19 protein-coding genes and 1 tRNA gene are annotated in these 20919 nt (G+C 63.7%); 10 read left to right on the forward strand and 10 right to left on the reverse strand.

Annotated features, from left to right (window positions below):
- The first annotated feature begins 16 nt into the window (after nucleotides 1-16).
- The 3 genes from AOP79_RS02930 (at nucleotide 17) to recR (ending at nucleotide 3493) form a co-directional block, all read left to right on the forward strand.
- Complete coding sequence (locus AOP79_RS02930) at nucleotides 17-2137, forward strand: DNA polymerase III subunit gamma and tau (protein WP_439644667.1); 2121 nt, start codon at nucleotides 17-19, stop codon at nucleotides 2135-2137.
- A gap of 49 nt (nucleotides 2138-2186) precedes the next feature.
- Nucleotides 2187-2807, forward strand: coding sequence for a TetR/AcrR family transcriptional regulator (locus AOP79_RS02935; RefSeq protein WP_062070257.1), 621 nt, complete (start codon nucleotides 2187-2189; stop codon nucleotides 2805-2807).
- Between the two features lie 89 nt (nucleotides 2808-2896).
- On the forward strand, nucleotides 2897-3493 hold the full coding sequence (recR, locus tag AOP79_RS02940) for a recombination mediator RecR (protein ID WP_062070259.1): 597 nt from the start codon (nucleotides 2897-2899) through the stop codon (nucleotides 3491-3493).
- Between the two features lie 86 nt (nucleotides 3494-3579).
- Here recR and AOP79_RS02945 read toward each other — a convergent pair whose 3' ends face one another.
- Together AOP79_RS02945 and AOP79_RS02950 are read right to left on the reverse strand one after the other, a co-directional pair.
- Nucleotides 3580-4866: an ABC transporter permease gene (locus tag AOP79_RS02945; RefSeq protein ID WP_062070260.1), complete on the reverse strand. Its 1287-nt coding sequence runs from the start codon at nucleotides 4864-4866 to the stop codon at nucleotides 3580-3582.
- Nucleotides 4863-5804: an ABC transporter ATP-binding protein gene (locus AOP79_RS02950; RefSeq protein ID WP_062070262.1), complete on the reverse strand. Its 942-nt coding sequence runs from the start codon at nucleotides 5802-5804 to the stop codon at nucleotides 4863-4865. Before AOP79_RS02950 ends, AOP79_RS02945 begins: the two co-directional genes overlap by 4 nt.
- 182 nt (nucleotides 5805-5986) lie before the next feature.
- Between AOP79_RS02950 and AOP79_RS02955 the strand changes: the two genes are divergently transcribed.
- The 3 genes from AOP79_RS02955 (at nucleotide 5987) to AOP79_RS02965 (ending at nucleotide 8943) form a co-directional block, all read left to right on the forward strand.
- On the forward strand, nucleotides 5987-6529 hold the full coding sequence (locus tag AOP79_RS02955; protein WP_062070264.1) for a TetR/AcrR family transcriptional regulator: 543 nt from the start codon (nucleotides 5987-5989) through the stop codon (nucleotides 6527-6529).
- A gap of 111 nt (nucleotides 6530-6640) precedes the next feature.
- Entirely contained in the window at nucleotides 6641-7909 is a 1269-nt protein-coding gene (locus AOP79_RS02960) for an aspartate kinase (protein WP_062070266.1), read from the forward strand.
- Nucleotides 7906-8943 (forward strand): aspartate-semialdehyde dehydrogenase, encoded by a 1038-nt coding sequence (locus AOP79_RS02965; protein WP_062070268.1) that lies wholly within the window; start codon nucleotides 7906-7908, stop codon nucleotides 8941-8943. The genes AOP79_RS02960 and AOP79_RS02965 overlap by 4 nt, the downstream gene beginning before the upstream one ends.
- Nucleotides 8944-9065: 122 nt before the next feature.
- Here the strand turns inward: AOP79_RS02965 and AOP79_RS02970 are convergent, their stop codons facing one another.
- From AOP79_RS02970 to AOP79_RS02980, 3 genes are read right to left on the reverse strand one after another with little or no spacing between them, the layout of a single operon-like run.
- Nucleotides 9066-10547, reverse strand: a complete 1482-nt coding sequence (locus tag AOP79_RS02970) for a hypothetical protein (protein ID WP_062070270.1) — start codon at nucleotides 10545-10547, stop codon at nucleotides 9066-9068.
- A complete protein-coding gene (locus AOP79_RS02975; protein ID WP_152647970.1) occupies nucleotides 10544-11104 on the reverse strand; it encodes a hypothetical protein in 561 nt (186 codons plus the stop codon). The genes AOP79_RS02970 and AOP79_RS02975 overlap by 4 nt, the downstream gene beginning before the upstream one ends.
- Before the next feature lie 49 nt (nucleotides 11105-11153).
- On the reverse strand, nucleotides 11154-12347 hold the full coding sequence (locus tag AOP79_RS02980) for an ROK family transcriptional regulator (RefSeq protein ID WP_062070275.1): 1194 nt from the start codon (nucleotides 12345-12347) through the stop codon (nucleotides 11154-11156).
- 119 nt (nucleotides 12348-12466) lie between these two features.
- Between AOP79_RS02980 and xylA the strand changes: the two genes are divergently transcribed.
- The gene (gene xylA, locus AOP79_RS02985; RefSeq protein ID WP_062070277.1) at nucleotides 12467-13657 is read left to right on the forward strand and encodes a xylose isomerase; all 1191 of its coding nucleotides are present in this window, start codon (nucleotides 12467-12469) and stop codon (nucleotides 13655-13657) included.
- 92 nt (nucleotides 13658-13749) lie between these two features.
- Entirely contained in the window at nucleotides 13750-15195 is a 1446-nt protein-coding gene (xylB, locus tag AOP79_RS02990; protein ID WP_062070279.1) for a xylulokinase, read from the forward strand.
- 82 nt (nucleotides 15196-15277) lie between these two features.
- On the opposite strand, the gene AOP79_RS02995 is transcribed toward xylB, so the two are convergent.
- From AOP79_RS02995 to AOP79_RS03005, 3 genes are all read right to left on the reverse strand, one after another.
- Nucleotides 15278-15354 (reverse strand) — tRNA-Pro (locus AOP79_RS02995).
- Between the two features lie 42 nt (nucleotides 15355-15396).
- On the reverse strand, nucleotides 15397-16299 hold the full coding sequence (locus AOP79_RS03000; protein WP_236683198.1) for a metallophosphoesterase: 903 nt from the start codon (nucleotides 16297-16299) through the stop codon (nucleotides 15397-15399).
- Nucleotides 16300-16375: 76 nt separating this feature from the next.
- Nucleotides 16376-19051 carry a transglycosylase domain-containing protein gene (locus tag AOP79_RS03005; protein ID WP_062070283.1) on the reverse strand — a complete coding sequence of 892 codons (2676 nt, stop codon included), beginning with the start codon at nucleotides 19049-19051 and terminating at the stop codon, nucleotides 16376-16378.
- 75 nt (nucleotides 19052-19126) lie between these two features.
- On the opposite strand from AOP79_RS03005, the gene sp36 reads away from it, so the two are divergent.
- Together sp36 and AOP79_RS03010 are read left to right on the forward strand one after the other, a co-directional pair.
- Nucleotides 19127-19279 (forward strand): Sp36 family protein, encoded by a 153-nt coding sequence (sp36, locus tag AOP79_RS11675; protein WP_152647971.1) that lies wholly within the window; start codon nucleotides 19127-19129, stop codon nucleotides 19277-19279.
- Nucleotides 19276-19749, forward strand: coding sequence for a RidA family protein (locus AOP79_RS03010; RefSeq protein WP_062070285.1), 474 nt, complete (start codon nucleotides 19276-19278; stop codon nucleotides 19747-19749). Before sp36 ends, AOP79_RS03010 begins: the two co-directional genes overlap by 4 nt.
- 56 nt (nucleotides 19750-19805) lie before the next feature.
- On the opposite strand, the gene AOP79_RS03015 is transcribed toward AOP79_RS03010, so the two are convergent.
- Both AOP79_RS03015 and AOP79_RS03020 read right to left on the reverse strand, forming a co-directional pair.
- Nucleotides 19806-20441, reverse strand: coding sequence for a Crp/Fnr family transcriptional regulator (locus AOP79_RS03015; RefSeq protein WP_062071031.1), 636 nt, complete (start codon nucleotides 20439-20441; stop codon nucleotides 19806-19808).
- Nucleotides 20442-20490: 49 nt separating this feature from the next.
- Nucleotides 20491-20892 carry a hypothetical protein gene (locus AOP79_RS03020; RefSeq protein ID WP_062070287.1) on the reverse strand — a complete coding sequence of 134 codons (402 nt, stop codon included), beginning with the start codon at nucleotides 20890-20892 and terminating at the stop codon, nucleotides 20491-20493.
- Nucleotides 20893-20919 lie beyond the last annotated feature (27 nt).

Consider the following 20919-nt stretch of genomic DNA (forward strand, 5'->3'; position numbering starts at 1 on the left):
ACGTTGTGCACGGCCGATGCGCGTGTCACTGGGGAGGGTTAGGCTCAGTCCCGTGACTCAAGCCTTGTATCGCCGCTACCGCCCCGACACCTTCGCCGATGTCGTGGGGCAGGAACACGTCACCACGCCTCTCATGCAGGCGCTGCGTTCTGACAAGGTCAACCACGCATACCTGTTCTCCGGTCCCCGCGGCTGCGGAAAGACCACCTCCGCCCGCATCCTCGCACGTTGCCTCAACTGCGTCGAAGGCCCCACCGATACTCCGTGCGGCAGCTGTGCATCATGCGTAGAACTCGCACGCGGCGGTGCCGGGTCGATGGACGTGGTGGAGATCGACGCGGCCTCACACAACGGTGTCGACGACGCTCGTGAACTTCGCGAGCGCGCGGCTTTCGCTCCCGCACGCGACCGCTACAAGATCTTCATCCTCGATGAGGCACACATGGTGACCACGCAGGGCTTCAACGCTCTGCTGAAGCTCGTCGAAGAACCCCCACCCCACGTGCGTTTCATCTTCGCCACCACCGAGCCCGACAAAGTCATCGGCACCATCCGCTCGCGCACCCACCACTATCCGTTCCGATTGGTGCCGCCCGCCGTCCTCACGGACTACCTCGGCACTCTGTGCGAAGCGGAGAACGTCCCCGTCGCCTCCGGAGTCCTCCAACTCGTGGTGCGCGCCGGCGGTGGATCAGTGCGCGACACGCTCTCCGTGCTCGACCAACTCGTCGCCGGCTCCGACGCCAACGGCGTGACCTACGAGGGCGCGATTGCACTCCTGGGCTTCACCGATGCGACGCTGCTCGACGACACCATCGATGCACTCGCAGCCAGTGACGGCGCGTCTCTCTTCAATGTCGTGAACCGGGTCATTTCCACCGGGCATGAACCCCGGCGCTTTGTCGAAGACCTCCTCGAACGCATCCGCGATCTCCTGGTGTTGGCCGCCGCTGGGCCCGCAGGTGCGGGAGCCCTGGGCGAGGTCCCTGAAGACCAACTCGAACGCATGGTCGATCAGAGCCGACGCGTCGGACTGGCACGGGCATCTCGGGCAGGCGACCTCGTCAACGACGCGCTCACGAGCATGATCGGCGCCACCTCTCCCCAACTTCACCTCGAACTCATGTGCGCCAGGCTCCTCGCCACGGACGCCGCCCCAGCCCCGATCGCCCCCGCTGCTCCCATCGCTGGAGCCGCCTCGCAGTCCGCGGTGACGGCACCTGCACCACCGTCGACTCCCGACGACGGCCTCACCCCCGCCCAACGCGCCAAGGCCGCAGTCGCAGCGGCTCGCCCCCAAGCGCAAGCCCCCCAAGCGCAAGGCCCGGAGAGCGCCGCGCCTCAAGCCTCGGCCCAGCCAGCATCGGCCGCTCCCTCACGCCCCGCTCCGTGGGATGACCCCGAGGAAGTCCCGGAACAACCTCAAAAGGCCTCCCCCGCAACTTCATCCGCACCGCCTGCCCCCACACCGGCAGCCTCGCCAGCCCCCGCTAGCGCGCCGGCACCAGCCAGTGCTCCTGTCGCGGCTAGTGCGCCAGTCACAGCCAGTGCCCCGGCACCCGCGACTGCCCAGGAATCGCCTTTGGCTCCCGCCGGAGCCACAGCAGGAGCCGACGACGCCGAACTGGTGCGCCGCCGCTGGCCCGAGGTCCTTGGCACTCTCGAACGCCGTCGCGTCACATGGTCGATGGTCTCGCAGAGCGCACAGGTGGCAAGTGTCGACAGCGGCGTCCTCACCCTTGCCTTCGATAACAGCGGACTTGCCGGACGATTCGCCGGCTCCGCTCACGCAGAGAACGTTGCCCTTGCCGTACGCGAGACGCTTGGACTCACCGTGCGCGTCGAAGCAACCACCGGTCCAGTCTCGCCACCGCCCGGCGCTTCCGCCGCAGCCGCAGCACCCCCTGCGGGCGCCGCCAGCGCCCCCGCGTCCCGTGCGGCATCGGCCCCAGCGCCCGCAAGCAGCCCATACTCGGCCTCGTCCGTGCCACTCCAGGAATCGGCACCGCCCGTCGACGATGGCTACCCAGAAGAAGAGATCATTTCGGCCGACGATGAGGCTGCGCCGGACGCTCAATTATCAGGAACCGACGTAGTCGCAAAGATGCTCGGCGGCACCGTCATCGACAACCCGTAGGGACCCGACTGCCTGTCACATGTGAGTACATGGCTGGTACATTCTGAGCATGTCCGAGCGCGATGAGGAAGTCTCGTCACGGCCGCCCAACAAGTTTGAGTTGCGGCGAGCCAAAACCCGATCAGATCTCCTCCTCCTCGGAGTGCAGCGCTTCCCCATCAAGGGGTACGGCCCCACGACCATCGAAGACATCGTGCGTGATTCGCGCTACACACGAGGTGCGTTCTACTTCCACTTTGACTCCAAAGAAGAGTTCTTTCTCGAGGTCATTCGCACCCGACCACGTGTGTACGGCGACTGGGTCTCCGTGGTCCACGACCCCGCAGTCACGGACCTCCGCTCGGCGCTCCTGGCGGTCGTCATGCGCTTCCGGGCAGCCGAACCCGATGCCCCAAACTGGACCCTGTTGATTGCCGCGTTCGTAGAAGCCAACAGGCACAATGACGAACTCATTGCTCAACTGCGCGGCTTCTATGCGGGCTGGATCGAGGACCTCTCACCGCTCATTCCAGCTCTCCAGGAACGCGGTTTCTGTCGGACAGACCTGACCCCTGAGCAAGCAAGTCACCAGCTCCTTGCCGTGACCGAAGGCTTCGGCGCGCTCGACAGCCTCTACGGCGCGGGACTCGAGATGATGATGGACGTCTACGTCCGCCTCCTCGAGCCATAGGGTCCGTCCCGGCATTCACTCCGCACCGCCTCAACGGAGGCGTGCGCGCCTGGTCGTGAGTGTGGGTGCCGCCGCCTACTCTTAGTCCCATGTATGACGGCGCAGTGCAGGACCTGATCGATGAGCTTGGCTACCTTCCCGGGGTGGGCCCCAAGAGTGCTCAGCGCATCGCGTTCCACCTTCTCTCTGCTGATGCAACGGACGTCCGCCGGCTTGCAGACGCGATCATCACCGTGAAGGAGAAGGTGCGTTTCTGTGACACCTGCGGCAATGTCGCTGAGTCAGAGCAGTGCCGCATTTGTGCTGACACTCGGCGCTCCGATGACGTCCTGTGCGTGGTTGAAGAGCCCAAGGACGTGGTGGTCATCGAGCGCACCCGGGAGTATCGCGGGCGCTATCACGTCCTCGGTGGCGCGATCGATCCGATGAGTGGCGTGGGGCCTGATGATCTGCGGATTCGTGAACTGCTGACGCGTCTAGGTGATGGCACGGTGCAGGAAGTCATCATTGCGACCGACCCGAACATTGAGGGCGAGGCCACCGCGACGTACCTGACACGCATGTTGGTCCCCATGGGTGTGACGGTGTCGCGTCTGGCATCCGGACTTCCTGTGGGTGGCGACCTTGAGTATGCGGACGAGGTGACTTTGGGTCGCGCGTTCGAAGGCCGCCGCCAAGTCTCCTAACCCCCTCCCCCCGTTTCTTTCATGCGAAATGGCTCCATTTCGCTGTTTTGAGGTGCCTAGACAGCGAAATGGAGCCATTTGGCGAGTTAGGCGACGCGGGTTCCTTTGCGGAGTTTCTTGTAGGGGACGCGTAGGCGCTGAATCACCAAGGCCATCGACCCGAAGAGCAACACCACACAGACAGCGACACCTGGCCAAGGCGCCGGGGCTGTCGTCGCAACCGCGCGCTCATACTCCTGCCAGTCCTGCTCCTCCAGCGCCCACTCGGCTTCCAGTTCCTCGGCGGTCTGCGCGTCGGCTTCCTCGCCCGCTCCTGCACCGTCACCCGTGCCGAAGATTTCCGCGCATTCGTCCCACTGGGTCACGTTTCCCAGGTCGTCCTCGAATGGGCCCACCCGTGCACCGGACACCGCCGTGTGGATACCTGAGAACAGTCCAGGGGCGGCGCGCCCGTCACGGATGTACGTCTCCGGATCCACGACTGGAGCGGTTTCCGCAACCATGACTGCGGGGTTGAGCAAGAGGATCCACGCTACGCGCTCGGTGTGGGCTACACCCGACGTGTATTCATGTTCCGTGCATGTGTAGTCGGCTGGGTCAAGCGAACTGTAGTCACCTGACACGTATGCCGCGTCGAGGGCTTGTGCTTCCTCTTCGGACAGCTGTTCCCAATCGATGTAACGGTCGGTGTATGTGACCGTGTCGGTGACGGCGATGCTCGCGACGCCGTACAACACCAGAGTGCCGATCAGCAGCACGCCGGTCGTCAGGTGCGCGAGTGCCACAGATGCCACTGCCCGCGCAGCCAGTGACGACCACGCCAGCCCTACTGCAGTGAGCGCGAGGACCACTAGGAGCACGGCGGCAATGGTGACGAGGAGCTCGTCGAGGTGCCATCCGGACTTCAAGAAGGCGTAGACCAAGAATGGCGAGAGCGCCAGGAGCGCGATGACGGCCACACACCAGGACGCCAGGAGCTTGCCGACGGCGATGTCGCCGGCAGTCAGGTGGGACATTTGAAGGGGTGCGAGGACGCCCTCCGTCGAGTCACCGTTCACGGAGGTGGCGGACAGCGACGGTGCAATCAGTGCGCCGACGCCCATCACGAGGATGAGCGCGAGTTCCAGCGGCACGGATGTGAGCTCTGACGTGTCCATCACTGCGGCGAGAATGCAGATGCCAATGGTCACGGCGAAGGTCAGACCGTAGAACACGTACCCCTTGACGGTGGGCCTGCGCCGCCGCAGTTCGATGCGCGCCATGAGGCCGACGCCGTGCCAGGTTGGCGCCCAGGGGTTACCCCGGCGCGGTGGGGGCGATACGGGGGCGTGGGCGGGAGCGACGGCTCCGGGTTCAGTCGTGACGGTGCTCATCGTCGCTCCTCATTCATTGCCATGTACGTCTGTTCCAATGCGGAGCCCACTGGTCCGAACTGGTGGATAGCCACACCGTGCTCGACGATCCAGGACAAGGACTGCGCGGCGTGATCTTGGCTTTCCACACGGACGATGGCCCCGCCGGCTTCCGGCTCGAAGGCCACCTGGTATTGGGTGAGGAGGGCTTGCAGTTGCGCCGGGTTGGTAGCGCCGATGCGGTAGCGGGTTTTGGCGTCGGCGACCATGGCAGCGGCGTCGTCGCCGAGTGTGCGGCCTTGGGACATGAAGATGGCATCGTCGACCATCTCGTCCAGCTCCGCGAGCACGTGGCTGGAGACGAGGACGGCGCGCCCTTCGGCTGCGAATTCACGCACGAGTTCGCGCAGTTCGATCCGGGAACGTGGATCGAGTCCGTTGGCAGGTTCGTCCAGGAGCAATACGGCGGGGTCGTGAACCAGAGCACGGGCAAGGGACAGCCGCTGCTTCTGACCGCGGGAGAGCACACGCGCGGGACGCTCGGCAAACTCTGTCAGGTGGACCCGTGCAAGCAGTTCCATACCGCGAGTTCGAGCGGTAGCTCGTGGAATGCGGTAGGCCTCGCCCATGAGGGTCAGGGTCTGGAGGCACGTGAGGTTGTCCCACGAGCCGAGTTGGTCCGGCATCCATCCAATGGACGCACGTACTGCAGCGGCGTCTGTCCGGGGGTCACAACCGGCGACGGTGATAGTTCCACTGTCGGGGCGCAGGAGCCCCGACAACATCAGCATGAGGGTGGTCTTGCCGCAGCCGTTGGGACCGATGAGCGCGGTCACTGAGCCGGCCGGCACGGTCAACGTCGCGTCGGTCACGGCGTGAACTGAGCCGAATCGACGCGCGACGCCCGTGGCGACAATTGCCTCACGCACGGGCGCGGGTGCCAGTGCTGGTGAAGTCATGGTTCTCCTGTCTCGGGGATGGCGCGCCCCCTGCGCGCCGATAGGGACACCCTTTCAGTGGTCAGGCACTATCGGTATCAGGGACGTCCCTGATTTTTTGGCGTGTCGCGTCGGTGTACGTGATACCGCGGTGTCATAGTGAGTGAACCGACTACTCGACGACTGCCACTTCTGGAGGCACCATGCCCCGCAACCCGTCAGACAAGCGCGAACGCCTCACTGCTGCGGCCATCCGGTTGGCACGGACGCAGGGACTCGACGCGACCACGATTGCAGCCATCGCCGCAGAGGCCGGAGTGCCATCGGGAAGCGTCTACTACTACTTCAAAACCAAGGACGATGTCGCGGCCGGCGTCGCGCAAGGCATTGCCGATGCGCTCGCCGCGCAGGCCGCGGAACACGACGCCATCGGCGACGCCAAAGCTGCGCTGACGGCCTTCCTCGAAAGCTACCTCGAGGAGTCCACCACTATCGTCGAGTTCGGCACCGTGTTGTCCACGGCTGCACGCGCCGGATACAGCGGTCCTCACGAAGCGACACTTGAGTGGCTCGCGGAACGCTTCTCCGACATCGGCTTTGCCGAAGCTGCCGCCTCCGCCCGTGCCCAGCACCTGCTTGCAGGCGTTGAAGGCGGCTCAGCCGTGGCATCGGCTCTGGGCGATGCCACTCCCCTGCAACGCGAGGTTGCACAGCTGACGCGCTGGGTCGCGAACGCCTCGGCCTGAACCGTCACCAGCTCCTGACCACAGGAATAGGCCATTTGGCGCGTTTTCACTAGAATGAACCGCGCGTCCGAGGCCGGGCGTGCCATCCCTGAAATTTTACGGAGTCAACCCATGCCGCTCGTCGTGCAAAAGTACGGCGGGTCCTCCGTGTCGGACGCAGAAGCGATCCAGCGCGTAGCCCGCCGCATTGTTGAGACTAAGCGCGCCGGCAACGATGTTGTCGTCGCTGTGTCTGCAATGGGCGACACGACGGACGACCTCCTCGACCTCGCCAATGCCGTCACCGATGACCCGGCGCCCCGCGAGATGGACATTCTCCTCACGGCTGGCGAGCGCATCTCCATGGCACTGCTCGCGATGGCTATCCGCCACCTCGGCGTGGGCGCACAAGCATTCACCGGCCCCCAGGCTGGAGTCATCACTACCGAGCACCACGGGCGCGCGCGCATCATCGATGTGGCTCCCGGACGCCTCCAGAAAGCCGTGAGCGATGGCGACGTCGCTATCGTGGCCGGATTCCAGGGCCTGCACCCAGAAACTCAGGACGTCACGACGCTCGGCCGCGGCGGCTCCGACACCACGGCCGTAGCGCTGGCTGCTGCACTTGAGGCAGACGTATGCGAGATCTACACGGATGTTGACGGCGTCTTCACTGCCGACCCGCGCATCGTCCCCTCTGCCCGCAAACTCGATCGCATCTCTTACGAAGAGATGCTTGACCTTGCCGCATCGGGCGCCAAGGTCCTCATGCCGCGCTGTGTTGAATACGCGCGCCGGTTCGAAGTACCGATCCACGTGCGCTCGTCCTTCTCAGGTCTTGAAGGGACCTGGGTGACGGGTGCTGTTGAAGGAGAAGACATGGAAGACCCGATCATCGCCGGAGTTGCGCACGACCGCTCCGAGGCCAAGATCACGGTCATCGGCGTCCCCGACGTCCCCGGCTCTGCTGCTCGCCTGTTCGAGGCCGTCGCCACGGCAGACGTCAACATCGACATGATTGTGCAGAACGTTTCCGCGACCGTCACGGGTGTGACAGACATCTCGTTCACGCTCCCCGCAGACACCGTGCCGCGCGCCACCGCCGCTATCGAAGCCGACCACGCTGGCATCGGCTACGCGGAGCTGTCGACGGATGACGCCATTGGCAAGCTTTCCTTGGTGGGCGCCGGAATGCGCTCCAACTCGGGAGTGAGCGCCAAGTTCTTCACCGCATTGCGTGACGCGGGAATCAACATCGAGATGATCACCACCTCGGATATCCGCATCTCTGTGGTGACGCGCGCCGAGAAGCTCGATGAAGCCGTGCGCGCAGTGCACAGCGCATTTGACCTGGACTCAAAGGACGGCGAAGCCGTCGTGTACGGAGGTACCGGACGATGACTCTGACAGTTGCTGTTGTAGGCGCCACCGGCATGGTGGGCACCGTCATGCGCACGCTGGTTGCCGACCGCTTCCCCGAAGCGAACGTCCGCTTCTTTGCGTCGTCACGGTCTGCCGGGACGACGCTCGATCACCTGGGCGCCGACGTGACCGTGGAGGACATCGCCTCCGGTGACTATGCGGGCATCGACATCGCGATTTTCTCTGCAGGTGGCGGTCCTTCCAAGGAATTCGCACCCAAGTTCGCGGCCGCAGGCGCGGTAGTGATCGACAACTCGAGCGCCTGGCGTTCCGACCCCGACGTCCCGCTCGTCGTCTCCGAGGTCAACCCCGAGGCCCTCAACGACATCCCCAAGGGCATCGTCGCGAACCCCAACTGCACCACCATGGCCGCCATGCCTACCTTGAAGGCGCTGCACGAGGAGGCCGGCCTGAGCCGCCTCATCGTCTCGACCTACCAAGCAGTGTCAGGTTCTGGCGTTGCCGGTGTGGCGGAACTTGCGGGCCAGGCTCGCGCAGTCATCGACGGTGCTGAAGGGCTGGCTCGTGACGGCGCTGCCGTGGACTTCCCGGAGCCCGCGACCTACACCGAACCCATCGCGTTCAACGTCCTGCCCCTCGCCGGCGGCTACGTTGAGGACGACTCCAACGAGACCGTGGAGGAGCGCAAGCTCATCGATGAGTCCCGCAAGATCCTCGGACTTCCTGAGCTCCGCGTGTCAGGCACTTGTGTGCGCGTTCCCGTGTTCTCAGGCCACGCGCTGTCAGTGAACGCAGAGTTTGACCGCCCGCTTTCCCCTGCACGTGCCTACGAAATCCTCGCGGATGCCGAGGGTGTCGAGGTCGAGGAAGTCCCCACCCCGCTCAAGGGCGCTGGGCAGGACACCACGTATGTGGGTCGCATCCGTGCGGACCAGGGTGTTGCCGATGGCCGCGGCCTGGCACTGTTCATTGTGGGCGACAACCTCCGCAAGGGCGCAGCCCTCAACGCGATCCAGGTGGCCGAGCTGGTCGCCGCCAAGATCGCTCACTAATACCCCGTCTTCACCACGGCGGAGGCCCCTCACCAACCGGTTGGTGAGGGGCCTCCGCCGTGTGGTTTCCAGAGCGCTGGTTCCTTCTAGAGCGCTGTGTCGTTTCTGGCGCCGCGTCTCGGCTAGGAGCCGCTCGCGACGGTGTTCAGTCTCGACGCACGGATCAATCGTTGGCTACCGAGGGCGAGCAGCGCGATGAGCAGGACGATGGCGACGGGAACGATGTGAGTCCACGCGCGGTTGAGCGAGTCGCCTGTGCCGACGCGATAGGCGGCACCGCGGGCGACTGCCAGGAGCATCATCAGCGGCACGAACGCCGTGACGACGAAGCGCATGGGTCGCGTGGTGGTGCGGCGTAGCAGGACAAAGGCGGCGGCGATCAGGATGCCCAGTGCTGGGAGCATCGGGAACCACCCTCCGGCGTTGCCCACCGTGTTCTCCCAGGTCGCTTCACCGCTGGCTTTCACGAGTCCTGTTGTCAGGAGCGCAGCGGCAGCGAGCAGTGCCCACAGCCCCCACTCACCTGCCGCCAGGATCCACACCTGCCAGCGCGTGATCCACGGGGTGGCGGCGAGCGCTGCGAGTACGAGGATCCCGACCGCGGCTGCCAGTGAGATGAGCGCAGCCTTCGACATCGAGGTGGCGTACGAGTGCCAGATCCAGACCATGTAACTTTGCCACGCTATGGCGGCCACGCCGATGCTTGCCGGCACCCAGATGCGGACGGCGCGCGGGATTTCGCGTTGGGTCACGATGGGGAGCAGGACGATCGCGAGCAGCACGATGGAGTCGGGCCGGGTGACGACCGTGGCGATTCCGGCAATGACCATGACGACTGCCCAGCCCGTGTGGGTGGAGCGTTCGGCGAGCACCCATGCGCCTACGGCCAGCACTGCGACACCGAGTGCGACGGTCGCGTGCCCATTGATGTAGAAGCTAGTGAACACCAGCCGGTTCGTCACGAGTAGCGCGATCACGGCCACGACGGCGGTGGCGATGCCTGCCCGAGTGGCGAGCGCCCGCCCCACGACGCGCCACAGGCCCCATGTACAGACGGCCGCGATTGCTCCGGCGGTCAAAGGGGTTGCGGCGTGGAGGAAGAACTCTTGTTGGAGTGCGCTTGCCTCGTGCAACAACGGTGTTCCGACCACTCGGTCTTCCAAGAGTGCTGGATAGATGGTGTCGGGGTAGGTGTCATTGGCCAGTGTCGCGCCGATGTTGATGTACGTGAGGCTGTCGGTTGACCACTTGAAAAGCAGCAATGCCCGGACGGTGAACGCGGCGATGAGGCTCAGCGCCGCCGCACCTGCAAGCCAGCCCCAGGCGATTCCGGCGCCACGTTGGTGCCCGTTGCTTGCGCCGGGTGCTGCACGTCGCGTGGTCCACACCAGCGCCAGGGCTACCGCGGCGCCTCCGAGCGCTCCAAAGACCCAGAGGTTGACCGGCAGGTGAAGGACGATGAGTAGCCACCCGAGGGCGGGAGCGAGGGTGGATGCCACCACGAGCGCACCCACTGCCTGGGTCGCTCCGCGGAGTCCGCTTGCGTAGCTCACGACTGCGCCGGCAAGGAAGAAGACGGCCACGATGGTCAGTTCGAGGATCATGCGTCGTCACCTGCGAGGTCGACGTTCACGAGGCTTGTCTCAATGATGCGTTCGTTGGGGTTCGTGGGGCCAGGAACCATGTACACAAGTGAGGAGTGATCGCCGTCCGGATCCAGGATAATCTCCCAACTACGGTCGGCGTCTGCTTCTCCGGTGTGGATTACTGCGTCTGAGGGCACACTGATGGTGTCTTCCAGTGCGGACGTCGTCAGCGACGTTGCGACGACCGAGTCCGCCATGCCAAAGCCGGCAAGTTTCACTCCGGTCCACTCGCGAATCCGTAGCCCGTCATCGGGGAAGTACAGCGTTGCTCCGGGAGCGACGTTGCCAAGTGCCTCAGATAGCGAGTAGGCGTATTCCAATTGGGGAGAGTTCGCGGTGGCGAGGGCGAGGATGTCGCTCGACTCCATCATTGCCACTGCCTGATAACGATCTGGAAATTGTCCGTCGGTTTCGCGAAAGGTCAGTATGCTCGCGCAGATCGCCGCGACGAGTCCGATGGCCAATGTGGTGCGAATCACCCAGCCTCGTGCATGTGGGTGGTGTCGCTCAGTCATGCCCATACTTTAGGCGTTGTGAGTCGCGGCGTGGTTTTTGGCTGGTGGTTCACCCTGGGATTGGTTGTGCCAAGAGGGGTGCGAATGCGAGCTCGGCCGCGCCTACGACCATGAGGTCTTCCCCAAGGCTGTCACGTTCGAGGACGAGGTTGTGGCCCAGTGGTGCGAAGGCCTGTTCCTCGATCTTGGCGCGCAAGTCATCTCCGCGGAGTTCGTAGAGCGCTCCGAGGAATCCACCAAGGATCACTGCCTGCGGGTTGAACACCGACATATGGGAGGCGATCGCGCCCGCCAGGAGTTCGATCTGGCGGTTGATCTCCGCAGCGACTGGCCCGGCATCGACGGCGCCTAGCGACTCGGCGAGGTTGTCGAAGTCGAGTTCCCGCGGAGCCGCAGCGTCCTTGAGGCGGCTGAACTTGACCTCGGTCTCGAGGCAGCCGCGGCGGCCGCAGTGGCACAGAGGGCCGTTCGAGTCCACCACGGTGTGTCCGAGTTCGCCGGCGTAGCCGTCGGCGCCGCGGAGGATCGATCCGTGCGCGATGAGTGCGCCACCGATTCCTGAGGGCGATCCGTTCATATAGAAGTACGTGGAGTGGCTGCGACCTGCCCCAAAGACTGCTTCTGCCAGCAGTCCGACGGTCGCGTCGTTGTCGATGTGTCCTGGTACCCCGAGCGCGTCTTCAAGCATCTGGGCGTAGGGAGTTTCTTCCCACAGGAGGTGCGGCGAACGGGTGATCAAACCATCGGCCGGACGCACGAGGCCGGGCACTGCCGCGCCGACGCCAACGATGCGTTCGAGGTGTGGGTGGTGGGCGAGGAGGGTCTTGGCGGCGTCGGCAGCGATGCGGACCGTGTGTTCGGGGCTAGGAATCGAGGAGAGCGGGACGCGGGTGCGGTCGAGGACCGAGCCTCCCATTCCCACGAGCGCCACAACGATGCCGTCGATGTCGGGGTTGACGGCGATCGCGGCGATGCTGGAGTGCGGGGTGACGCGCGGGCTGGGACGGCCAACGGATCCGGTGAGCGCTGCGACTTCCACGACGAGTTCCGCCTCGGCCAGGTCGGCCACGAGGGCGCCGATGGTCGAGCGGTTGAGTCCTGTGAGACGTGTGAGCTCTGCACGGGAAATCTCGGGGTGATGGTGCGCCAGTGACATCAAGAGTGACAAGTTGTGCTGGCGGGTCGATTCGTTGCGGTTACCGCGTCCCAACGTCAGCGGGCGCACCTGATCTGCGTCGTCCATCGGCTCTCCTTCAAGGTGATCTTCCCCACACTCTGCCAGAGGCTGACCACAGATTGGCTATATGTTGTGCTGGACAACCTATACTGTTGTTGTCAAGGACGACTTATTACGGAGGACGCATGTCAGCAACACCTACCCCAGCAGACCGTTTCACCTTCGGGCTATGGACCATCGGTTGGAATGCCCAAGACCCCTTCGGCGGCGCGACACGCGGCCCGATCAACACGGTCGAGGCAGTCCACAAGCTCAGTGAACTGGGTGCCTACGGCATGACGTTCCACGATGACGACCTCTTCCCGTTCGAGGCCACCGAGGCTGAACGCCGCACAGCAATCGACGACCTGAAGAAGGCCTGCGACGACACCGGCATGGTCATCCCCATGGTCACCACCAACACCTTCAGCCACCCAGTCTTCAAGGACGGCGGCGTCACCTCGAACGACCGCGGAGTGCGCCGCTTCACGCTGCGCAAGATCATGCGCAACCTGGACTTGGCCGCTGAACTGGGCGCCAAGACCTTCGTGATGTGGGGCGGCCGTGAAGGCGCCGAATACGACTTCTCCAAGGACATCCGCGTTGCCCTCGAGCGCTACCGCGAGGCAGCCAACTTCCTCGGCCAGTACGCCACCGACCAGGGCTACGACATCAAGTTCGCCATCGAGCCCAAGCCCAACGAGCCCCGCGGCGACATCCTGCTCCCCACCATCGGTCACGCCATGGCGTTCATCGAGACCCTCGACAAGCCCGAGATGGTCGGTCTCAACCCCGAGGTCGGCCACGAGCAGATGGCTGGCCTCAACTTCACCGCAGGAATTGCTCAGGCGCTCGACGCTGGCAAGCTGTTCCACATCGACCTCAACGGTCAGCGCGGCATCAAGTACGACCAGGACCTCGTCTTTGGCCACGGCGACCTGCAAAACGCATTCGCACTGGTGGACCTGCTGGAGAACGGTGGCCCCAACGGCACCGAGGCGTACTCCGGCCCCCGCCACTTCGACTACAAGCCCTCGCGTACCGAGGACATCAACGGCGTATGGGAATCGGCTGCAGCCAACATGCGCATGTACCTACTCCTCAAGGAACGTGCGGCAGCATTCCGCGCAGACCCCGAGGTCCAAGAGGCCATGCAGGCCGCCAAGCAGGACCAGCTCGCACAGACGACGCTGGCCGACGGCGAAACTGCAAGCGACCTCAAGGCAGACCAGTCGGCATTCGAGAACTTCGATTCCGGTAGCTACTTTGACGGCAATGGCTTCGGGTTCGTGCGCCTGCAGCAGTTGGCTGCCGAGCACCTGATGGGCGCTCGCTAAGCCTCACCCAAGTATCACCGCGGGCACCCGTCGCGCGTCCTCGCAGCGCAGCGTCGGGTGTTCGCGGTGTTCTTTACCGGAAGGAACCGCTCATGACCCTGGTGGCAGGCATCGACTCGTCCACGCAAAGTTGCAAGGTCGTGGTGCGCGACCTCGATACCGGGGAGGTCCAGCGCACAGGTCGCGCCAGCCACCCCGACGGCACCTCCGTCGACCCACAAGCCTGGTGGGTCGCCCTGGGTGAGGCCATTGATTCCGCAGGCGGTCTCCACGACGTCTCCGCAGTCTCCGTGGGCGGTCAACAGCACGGCATGGTCGTGCTCGACGCTGACGGGCGCGTCATCCGTGACGCGCTCCTGTGGAACGACACCCGCTCCGCCGATGCCGCGGTCGCGCTCATCGAGGAATGGGGCGCAGAGACCCTGGTGGCCCGCACCGGCCTGGTTCCAGTGGCATCGTTCACCTCCACCAAGCTCCGGTGGCTTCGCGACAACGAACCTGACAGTGCCGAGCAGGTCGCGGCCGTGGCGCTCCCCCACGACTGGCTCACCTGGCGACTGCGGGGATACGGCCCTGCGGACGAATCGCCACTGGGGCCCGATCTAGAGCAGTTGACGACAGATAGGTCCGATGCCTCGGGAACCGGGTACTGGAACCCTCACACGGATGAATACGACCGTGAACTGCTCGCGAGCGCACTCGGCCACGATGCCGTGTTGCCGCGGGTCCTTGGACCAGGCGAAGTAGCGGGCACTGGCATTCCTGGCGTTTCCTCAACAGCCGATGCTGTGGTGGGGCCGGGCGCCGGAGACAATGCCGCCGCGGCCCTCGGCCTAGGCGCGGAGGCCGGCGACGTCATCGTCTCGATCGGCACCTCAGGAACCGTGTCAGGCATCATGCCCACGCCTGCACAAGACGCCTCTGGCGCGGTCGCGGGATTTGCCGATGCGTCGGGCCAGTTCCTCCCCCTGGTCGCCACCATGAACGCCGCTCGTGTGTTGGATGCCTTCACACAGACGCTCGACGTGTCCTATGAAGAACTTGGCGCGCTGGCACTCAGTAGCCCGCCGGGAGCCGATGGTGTGGTGCTGGTGCCGTACTTCGAAGGAGAACGCACCCCTAACCTCCCCGATGCGACCGCCAGTGTGAGCGGCATGACGCTGGCCAATACGACTCGCCCCAATCTGGCGCGCGCGGCTATCGAAGGCATGCTGTGTAGCCTTGCCGACGGCCTCGATGCGGCGCGAGCCCAGGGCCTCACGCCTCGCCGCCTACTCCTGGTGGGTGGCGCTGCCCAGAGCCCGGCGGTGCAGGCCATCGCGGCTCAGGTGTTCGATGCCCCTGTGGAGGTTCCGGAGCCGGCAGAGTATGTGGCGCTAGGAGCTGCGGCACAGGCTGCGTGGGTCTTGACCGGGCAGCGCCCCGATTGGCCGCTCACTGTGGTGGCAGCACTGCCGCAAGACACGCGTCCAATCATCCGGTCGCAGTACGCCATCGCCGCTCTGAAGTGGAAAGATTCCGCTGTTATGAGCAGTTAAAACAGCGGAATGGAGCCATTTCGCGAATAAAAGAAGGGCCGATGCCGGGGTTGTGGTGACCTGGCATCGGCCCTTCTTGCTGTGGTCGGGGTGACAGGATTTGAACCTGCGACCTCGTCGTCCCGAACGACGCGCGCTACCAAGCTGCGCCACACCCCGTGAATTCAGCCGTGCCAGGATACCTGAAACGGCGCTAGCGGCCTAACTGATTCGAGGCAACAATGTCAGCATTGTGGCCTCGGGCCGGCAGGCAAAACGCACTGGCGCGTACGGTGACGTGCCAATGCCGGCGGACACGTGCAGCCACGCAGAATCCTCGCCTCCAGGTGCATCCGGACGCGGGCCTGGCCACCCATGCAAACCTGACGCGCGGCCCGTGTCAATGTCACAATTCGTGACAAGCGCACCAGCACCAGGGACACATACTTGGCCGCCGTGAGTGTGACCGGCAATCAACACTTCAGCACCGTCACCGTGCAACGCTCCCAAGGCGCGCTGATAAGGCGCGTGCACCACGCCGATGCGCAGATCGCCGCGATCCTTGTCGGGTGCGGGCATCGAGTCACGCTCAATGTGAGGATCGTCAAGACCCACAAAGGACAGCTGGGATCCCATGATGTCGAGGCTGCCACGGGCATTGTTGAGATTGAGCCACCCGCGGGAGGTCATCCCGTCGGTCAGAGTCTCGACGTCCAGCTCCTGTTGACCCGCCTTGATATGCGTGGGCGCAGAGAAGTAGGTGAAGGGGTTCTTGGGTCGCGGCGCGAAATAGTCGTTCGAGCCGTGCACAAACACGCCGGGGAAATCCAGCAGTGGGTCCATGGCATCCAGCGCTGCGGACACTGCATCAACGTGAGCGAGGTTGTCGCCCGTGTTGACAACCAGGTCCGGACGGAACGCGGCCAGGGACTTGACCCAGTCAACCTTGCGTTGTTGGCGCGGGGTGACATGGAGGTCGGAGACCTGCAAGATCCGCACGGGGCGCGAACCTGGCTTGAGCACCGGAGCCGAGATCTGCCTCACGGTGAAGGCTTGCGCCTCCGCAAGCCCCCAGGCCAAAGCACCGGCAGCAACGAGGCCTGCTGCTCCTACGACGCGCTTCACCAACAGTCCTCCATCACCACATGCGCGCCCACGTCAGGGCGTGCGATTGTCACTGAGAATCGGTACGGATCAACGACTAGTCGTTGCCGTTCCCGTTCCCATTGCCATTGCCGTTTCCGTTGCCATTGCCGCCGTCCTCGCCACCTTCAGGCGCGGGGCAGGCTTCATTCAGGGCTTCGTTCCACCAGTCAGACGGATCCTGGCATTGCTCTGCAAGGACCTCTTCATCAATCCAGCCGTTAGGAGGATTGGTGCTGAACTCTGACGGCGGCCAGGTGTCACCCCAGTAGTCATCGGGGGCCTTGTCCCTGTCCCAGCCCTCAGGCCAGTTCTCCCACCAACTTGGCATCGAATCCGTCGACAACTGAACGGTGATGGTTGTTCCCGGCGTCATCATGCTGCCCTGTGCCGGAGTTTGAGTCATCACAGTGCCTGCTTCAACGCCCGGAGCAAAGACCAGCGAGTCACTGACCTGCAGCAAGAACCCAGCCTTGCTGGCTTCCTGACGAGCCCACCATTCAGTGGAGCCGGTGACCTTCGGCACGCGAACGGGCACACCATTGAGGATCTCGTCCGTCGGGTCGTCGAAGCCCGAGTGCTCAACACCATCCAACGCACGGCTCATGAAGTTTGACCACGTTGGCCCAGCAATCGTGGATCCATACACGATGTCGTACCAGCGGCCGTTAATGGTCTTGTACTGCTGCGGAACGTCCTCGTCGGGGTTGCCGAGCCAGAACACCGACACGAGTTCGGGCGTGAAGCCTGCGAACCACGTGTGCATGTTCTCGTTTGCGGTACCCGTCTTGCCAGCGGACTCACGTCCATCAGCCAAGGGGAAGTACTGACCGGAACCATCCGTCATCACGCCCCGCATGGCGTAGGTGACACCATCGGCAGCTTCCTTCGAGATTGCCTGGCGGCAATCTGCCTGCGGCACCGCAATGTCGTTGCCCTCGGCATCCGTGATCGACAGGATTGCGAGAGGCTCACAGTGGATTCCACCGTTGGCGAAGGTCTGGTAGATCTCTGCCATGGTCAGCGGCGAGGCGTTCTGCACACCCAGCACTGACGAGGGCACCAATTCAAAGTCCGCACCATCGGCGCGTTCGAAGCCCAAGGCCTCGGCGGTGTCTCGCACGTCGCACAGGTCCAATTGGCTGGCCATCGCCGCATACGCAGTGTTCACCGAGTTCGCGGTAGCGGTCATGACCGTCATCTGGCCCTGGTTGTCTGAACCGACGTTGCCGGGCTTCCATTCCTCGCCTACGAGGACCTTGCCCTGACAAGTCTCTGCCCAGTTCTCACTGGTCCACTCTTGCTGACGACCCGACACGTACTGATTCAGGGAGTGTCCGGTCTCCAACCAGTTGGCAAGAATCACGGTCTTGAAGGTCGAACCTGGCGAGAAGCCCTTAGAACCACCCATTTCACGATCCGCCGCATAGTTGATCGATGTGGAGTTCTCCGCCTCAGCGGTGGGGTCAAAGATGCGGTTCTGCGCCATCGACAGGATCTGCCCGGTGGCCGGGTCAAGCGCAACCATCGCCATCGCATAGCCGTTCTCGTCGCCAGGCGGAAGCGAATTGTTCAACTCTTCATTGGCGATCTTCTGCTTGCTCACATCAAGCGTGGTGACGATGTCGAGTCCACCGGTCAGGAGGAGGTCGCGGCCATTGAGACCGTCAGAGTTGAAGACTTCGTCATTTGAGATGACCTTGGTGACATAGTCACAGAAGAATGGCGCGTCCTGGGATGCCGAGCAGGACAGCAAAGGCTGCGACACCTTGAGCGAGTCCTGGACCGGCACGGCCTCGTACTCATCGAACTCGGCCTGGGTGATCATGCCCTGATCAAGCATCGTTCCCAGCACCGTGTCACGACGCACCTCGGCCTGCTCATAGTTGGTGACCTCACCGTCTTCACCTTCGAAGACGCGCGTGGGGTCCCACTTGCTGGGGTTCTGGGTAATACCCGCGATCGTGGCAGCCTCAAGCGCGTTCAGCTCTGCGGCAGGCTTGGAGAAGTAGTACTGCGCGGCCGCTTCCACTCCATAGATGTTGGGACCGAACTGCGCGATGTTGAGGTACTGCTGCAGGACTTCTTCCTTGCCACAGTTCACCGCGGGGTCCTCGGCGGAGCATTCGCTACCGAGCGAAGCGTTGAGGTTTTCTTCGAGCGCGAGGGCCAGGCGCCATTCACGAATCTTGCGTGGGAGCGCAACCTCGGTAGCGGCCTCAGCAGCCTCGTCGTCATCGGCGTTCTCTGCCGCAGTACGGAGGGTGTTCTTCACGAGCTGCTGCGTCAATGTCGACGCACCAGGCTGGGCGTCGGAAGTCAGGTTGGTCTTAGCGGCAGACAACAGACCTTCGCCGTCAACACCGTTGTGTTCCCAGAACCGCTTGTCCTCCACAGAGACCACTGCCATCTGCATCCACGGCGAAATCTCTTCCAGCGGGACAATCGTGCGGTTCTGGCTGTAGAACGTAGCAAGGAGCGTCTGACCATCGCGCGCATAGATGTTCGACTGCTGCGGAAGGGTCACGTTCTGCAGTTCATCGGGCAGTTCCTCGAACAACTCAGAGGTACCAGCTGCTGCCGAACTTGCGACCGTCGCCGCTGGCAAAGCAATACCTGCCAGCAGGAAGCCGCCAATAACAGAGAACGCGACAAACATCATCAGGGCGCTGACAAGTTGCACCGCGGTCACGCGGCCATCACGGCGCGCGTGATCAGAAGTGAAGAAACCCATACACCTACCTTACGTTGCACCTCTAACGCACCAGTCACGCAGAATGTTTCCGGCTCCTCAGGATAGTCTCAAGGTATGACTCAGTGGGAATACTCGACAGTGCCGCTCATCGACCACGTCACGAAGCAGATTCTTGACCAGTGGGGCGACGACGGCTGGGAACTCGTTCAGGTTGTGACGGGCCCCACAGGAGGTCTCGTGGCGTACATGAAGCGACCCAAGTCGTGACAGCATCGGCCCGGCTGGCTGAACTAGGCATCACCCTGCCCAACGTTGCCACCCCGGTGGGCGCGTACGTGCCTGCACTCTCCCATGGTGACCTCGTGTACACGTCCGGACAGCTACCGATGGTGGACGGAAGCCTTGTCGCTACCGGTCTGGTCGGTGACGGTGCGGGCCAGGTGAGTCCCTCACGCGCAGCCGAATGTGCCGAGATTGCGATCTTGAATGCGCTCGCTGCCGTGGCCGATGTGGCCGGCGGGATCGACCAGATCACACAGATTGTCAAAATCACCGGGTTCGTGGCAGCGCCAGCAACGTTCACCGGTCACCCAGCGATCATCAACGGGGCCAGCAATCTCATTGGCGAGATCTTCGGTGACCGCGGTCAGCACGTGCGTTCCGCCGTCGGAGTCGCCTCGCTACCTTTGGGCGCACCCGTCGAGATCGAACTCGTCGCACAGGTGCACCAGGCCTAGCGACTACCAGGCCTGGTGAGGCAGCGCCTCGAGCCGTACAGGGCTATCGCGAGGGACTAGCGCGAGCGGGCCCGCAGGCGCTCGGGCTCGTACACATCCACCGCGCCGATGTGCACATCAATCCACCCGCGGGATGCGAAGTCGGCCAGTGCCTTGTTGACCGTCTCACGCGACGCGCCCACCAACTGCGCCAACTCCTCCTGGGTGAGCCCATGGCGCACCGTGACGTGACCGCGTTCCATCCGGCCAAACCTGTGACCCAGATCCATGATGGCTTTCGCCACCCGGCCAGGCACATCGGAGAACACCAGATCCGCCATCGAGTTTGAAAGGCGGCGAATACGCACCGCGAGCGCCTTCATCAAATGGTGGGACAACTCCAAGTGTCCCTCAAGCCACTCATCGAGCTCTTTCTTAGGGAGCTCATACAGCACGGTGTCCTCGACCGCGTGAGCTCGCGCTACGCGTGGCCCCGGGTCAAAGACGCTGAGTTCACCGAGCATGTCCCCCACACCGAGAAGACCCAGCAGGTTCTCGCGGCCATCCCGGGCCGTCCGCACCAACTTGACCTTGCCCTTGACGATGAAGAACATTCCTTCGCCCTCATCGGACTCGGAGTAAATGACATCACCCTTGTGGAGGACCTGACGCGTCATACGGTCCATCAAAGACCGCGCGCTTTCTGAGTCCATCCCAGCCAGGATGGGCGAGGTGCGCAGCGTGTGCTCCTCCCGCGACAATTCAGCCACGGCTACCGCCAGGCGCACTCTCGCGGTGCTTCTCTCCCAATGCCTTCACCATCTGTGATGTCACCGTCTCCAGGTTTTCAGCCACTCTCGTCTCATAAGACTCTAGCCGGGCATCGAGCGCAATGAGGGCTTCTACGCTGCTTGGCGTGGTGCCGGTGCTATCAGGCCATACGGCGTGGGTGAGTTCAGTGCTGGTGGGGGCATCGGCAGCCAACGCTTCCCAAGCATCGGCGAGCCCCAATGAACCCAACTCCTCGGCATCGGTGAGTTGCGCGACCTCAAGATCCTTGCGGGCCTGCACCAGACGGCGCCACCACCGCACGCGGGCAAGTTCACGGCGCATCTCTTGCCGGCTGTGCCGCAACGTAGCAATCACAACATCAGGCGTAGGCACTTTCACCTCCGGATGGGCCAGTTGGGC

It is taken from the genome of Demequina sediminicola, assembly GCF_000975055.1.
GTDB classification, from domain to species: Bacteria; Actinomycetota; Actinomycetes; order Actinomycetales; family Demequinaceae; genus Demequina; species Demequina sediminicola.

Excerpts from the sequence above, each read along its gene's own strand:
- AOP79_RS02930 (WP_439644667.1), top strand. The coding sequence starts at position 17 with ATGCGCGTGTCACTGGGGAGGGTTAGGCTCAGTCCCGTGACTCAAGCC.
- AOP79_RS02935 (WP_062070257.1), top strand. The coding sequence starts at position 2,187 with ATGTCCGAGCGCGATGAGGAAGTCTCGTCACGGCCGCCCAACAAGTTT.
- recR (WP_062070259.1), top strand. The coding sequence starts at position 2,897 with ATGTATGACGGCGCAGTGCAGGACCTGATCGATGAGCTTGGCTACCTT.
- AOP79_RS02945 (WP_062070260.1), bottom strand. The coding sequence starts at position 4,866 with ATGAGCACCGTCACGACTGAACCCGGAGCCGTCGCTCCCGCCCACGCC.
- AOP79_RS02950 (WP_062070262.1), bottom strand. The coding sequence starts at position 5,804 with ATGACTTCACCAGCACTGGCACCCGCGCCCGTGCGTGAGGCAATTGTC.
- AOP79_RS02955 (WP_062070264.1), top strand. The coding sequence starts at position 5,987 with ATGCCCCGCAACCCGTCAGACAAGCGCGAACGCCTCACTGCTGCGGCC.
- AOP79_RS02960 (WP_062070266.1), top strand. The coding sequence starts at position 6,641 with ATGCCGCTCGTCGTGCAAAAGTACGGCGGGTCCTCCGTGTCGGACGCA.
- AOP79_RS02965 (WP_062070268.1), top strand. The coding sequence starts at position 7,906 with ATGACTCTGACAGTTGCTGTTGTAGGCGCCACCGGCATGGTGGGCACC.
- AOP79_RS02970 (WP_062070270.1), bottom strand. The coding sequence starts at position 10,547 with ATGATCCTCGAACTGACCATCGTGGCCGTCTTCTTCCTTGCCGGCGCA.
- AOP79_RS02975 (WP_152647970.1), bottom strand. The coding sequence starts at position 11,104 with ATGACTGAGCGACACCACCCACATGCACGAGGCTGGGTGATTCGCACC.
- AOP79_RS02980 (WP_062070275.1), bottom strand. The coding sequence starts at position 12,347 with ATGGACGACGCAGATCAGGTGCGCCCGCTGACGTTGGGACGCGGTAAC.
- xylA (WP_062070277.1), top strand. The coding sequence starts at position 12,467 with ATGTCAGCAACACCTACCCCAGCAGACCGTTTCACCTTCGGGCTATGG.
- xylB (WP_062070279.1), top strand. The coding sequence starts at position 13,750 with ATGACCCTGGTGGCAGGCATCGACTCGTCCACGCAAAGTTGCAAGGTC.
- AOP79_RS03005 (WP_062070283.1), bottom strand. The coding sequence starts at position 19,051 with ATGGGTTTCTTCACTTCTGATCACGCGCGCCGTGATGGCCGCGTGACC.
- sp36 (WP_152647971.1), top strand. The coding sequence starts at position 19,127 with ATGACTCAGTGGGAATACTCGACAGTGCCGCTCATCGACCACGTCACG.
- AOP79_RS03015 (WP_062071031.1), bottom strand. The coding sequence starts at position 20,441 with ATGGACTCAGAAAGCGCGCGGTCTTTGATGGACCGTATGACGCGTCAG.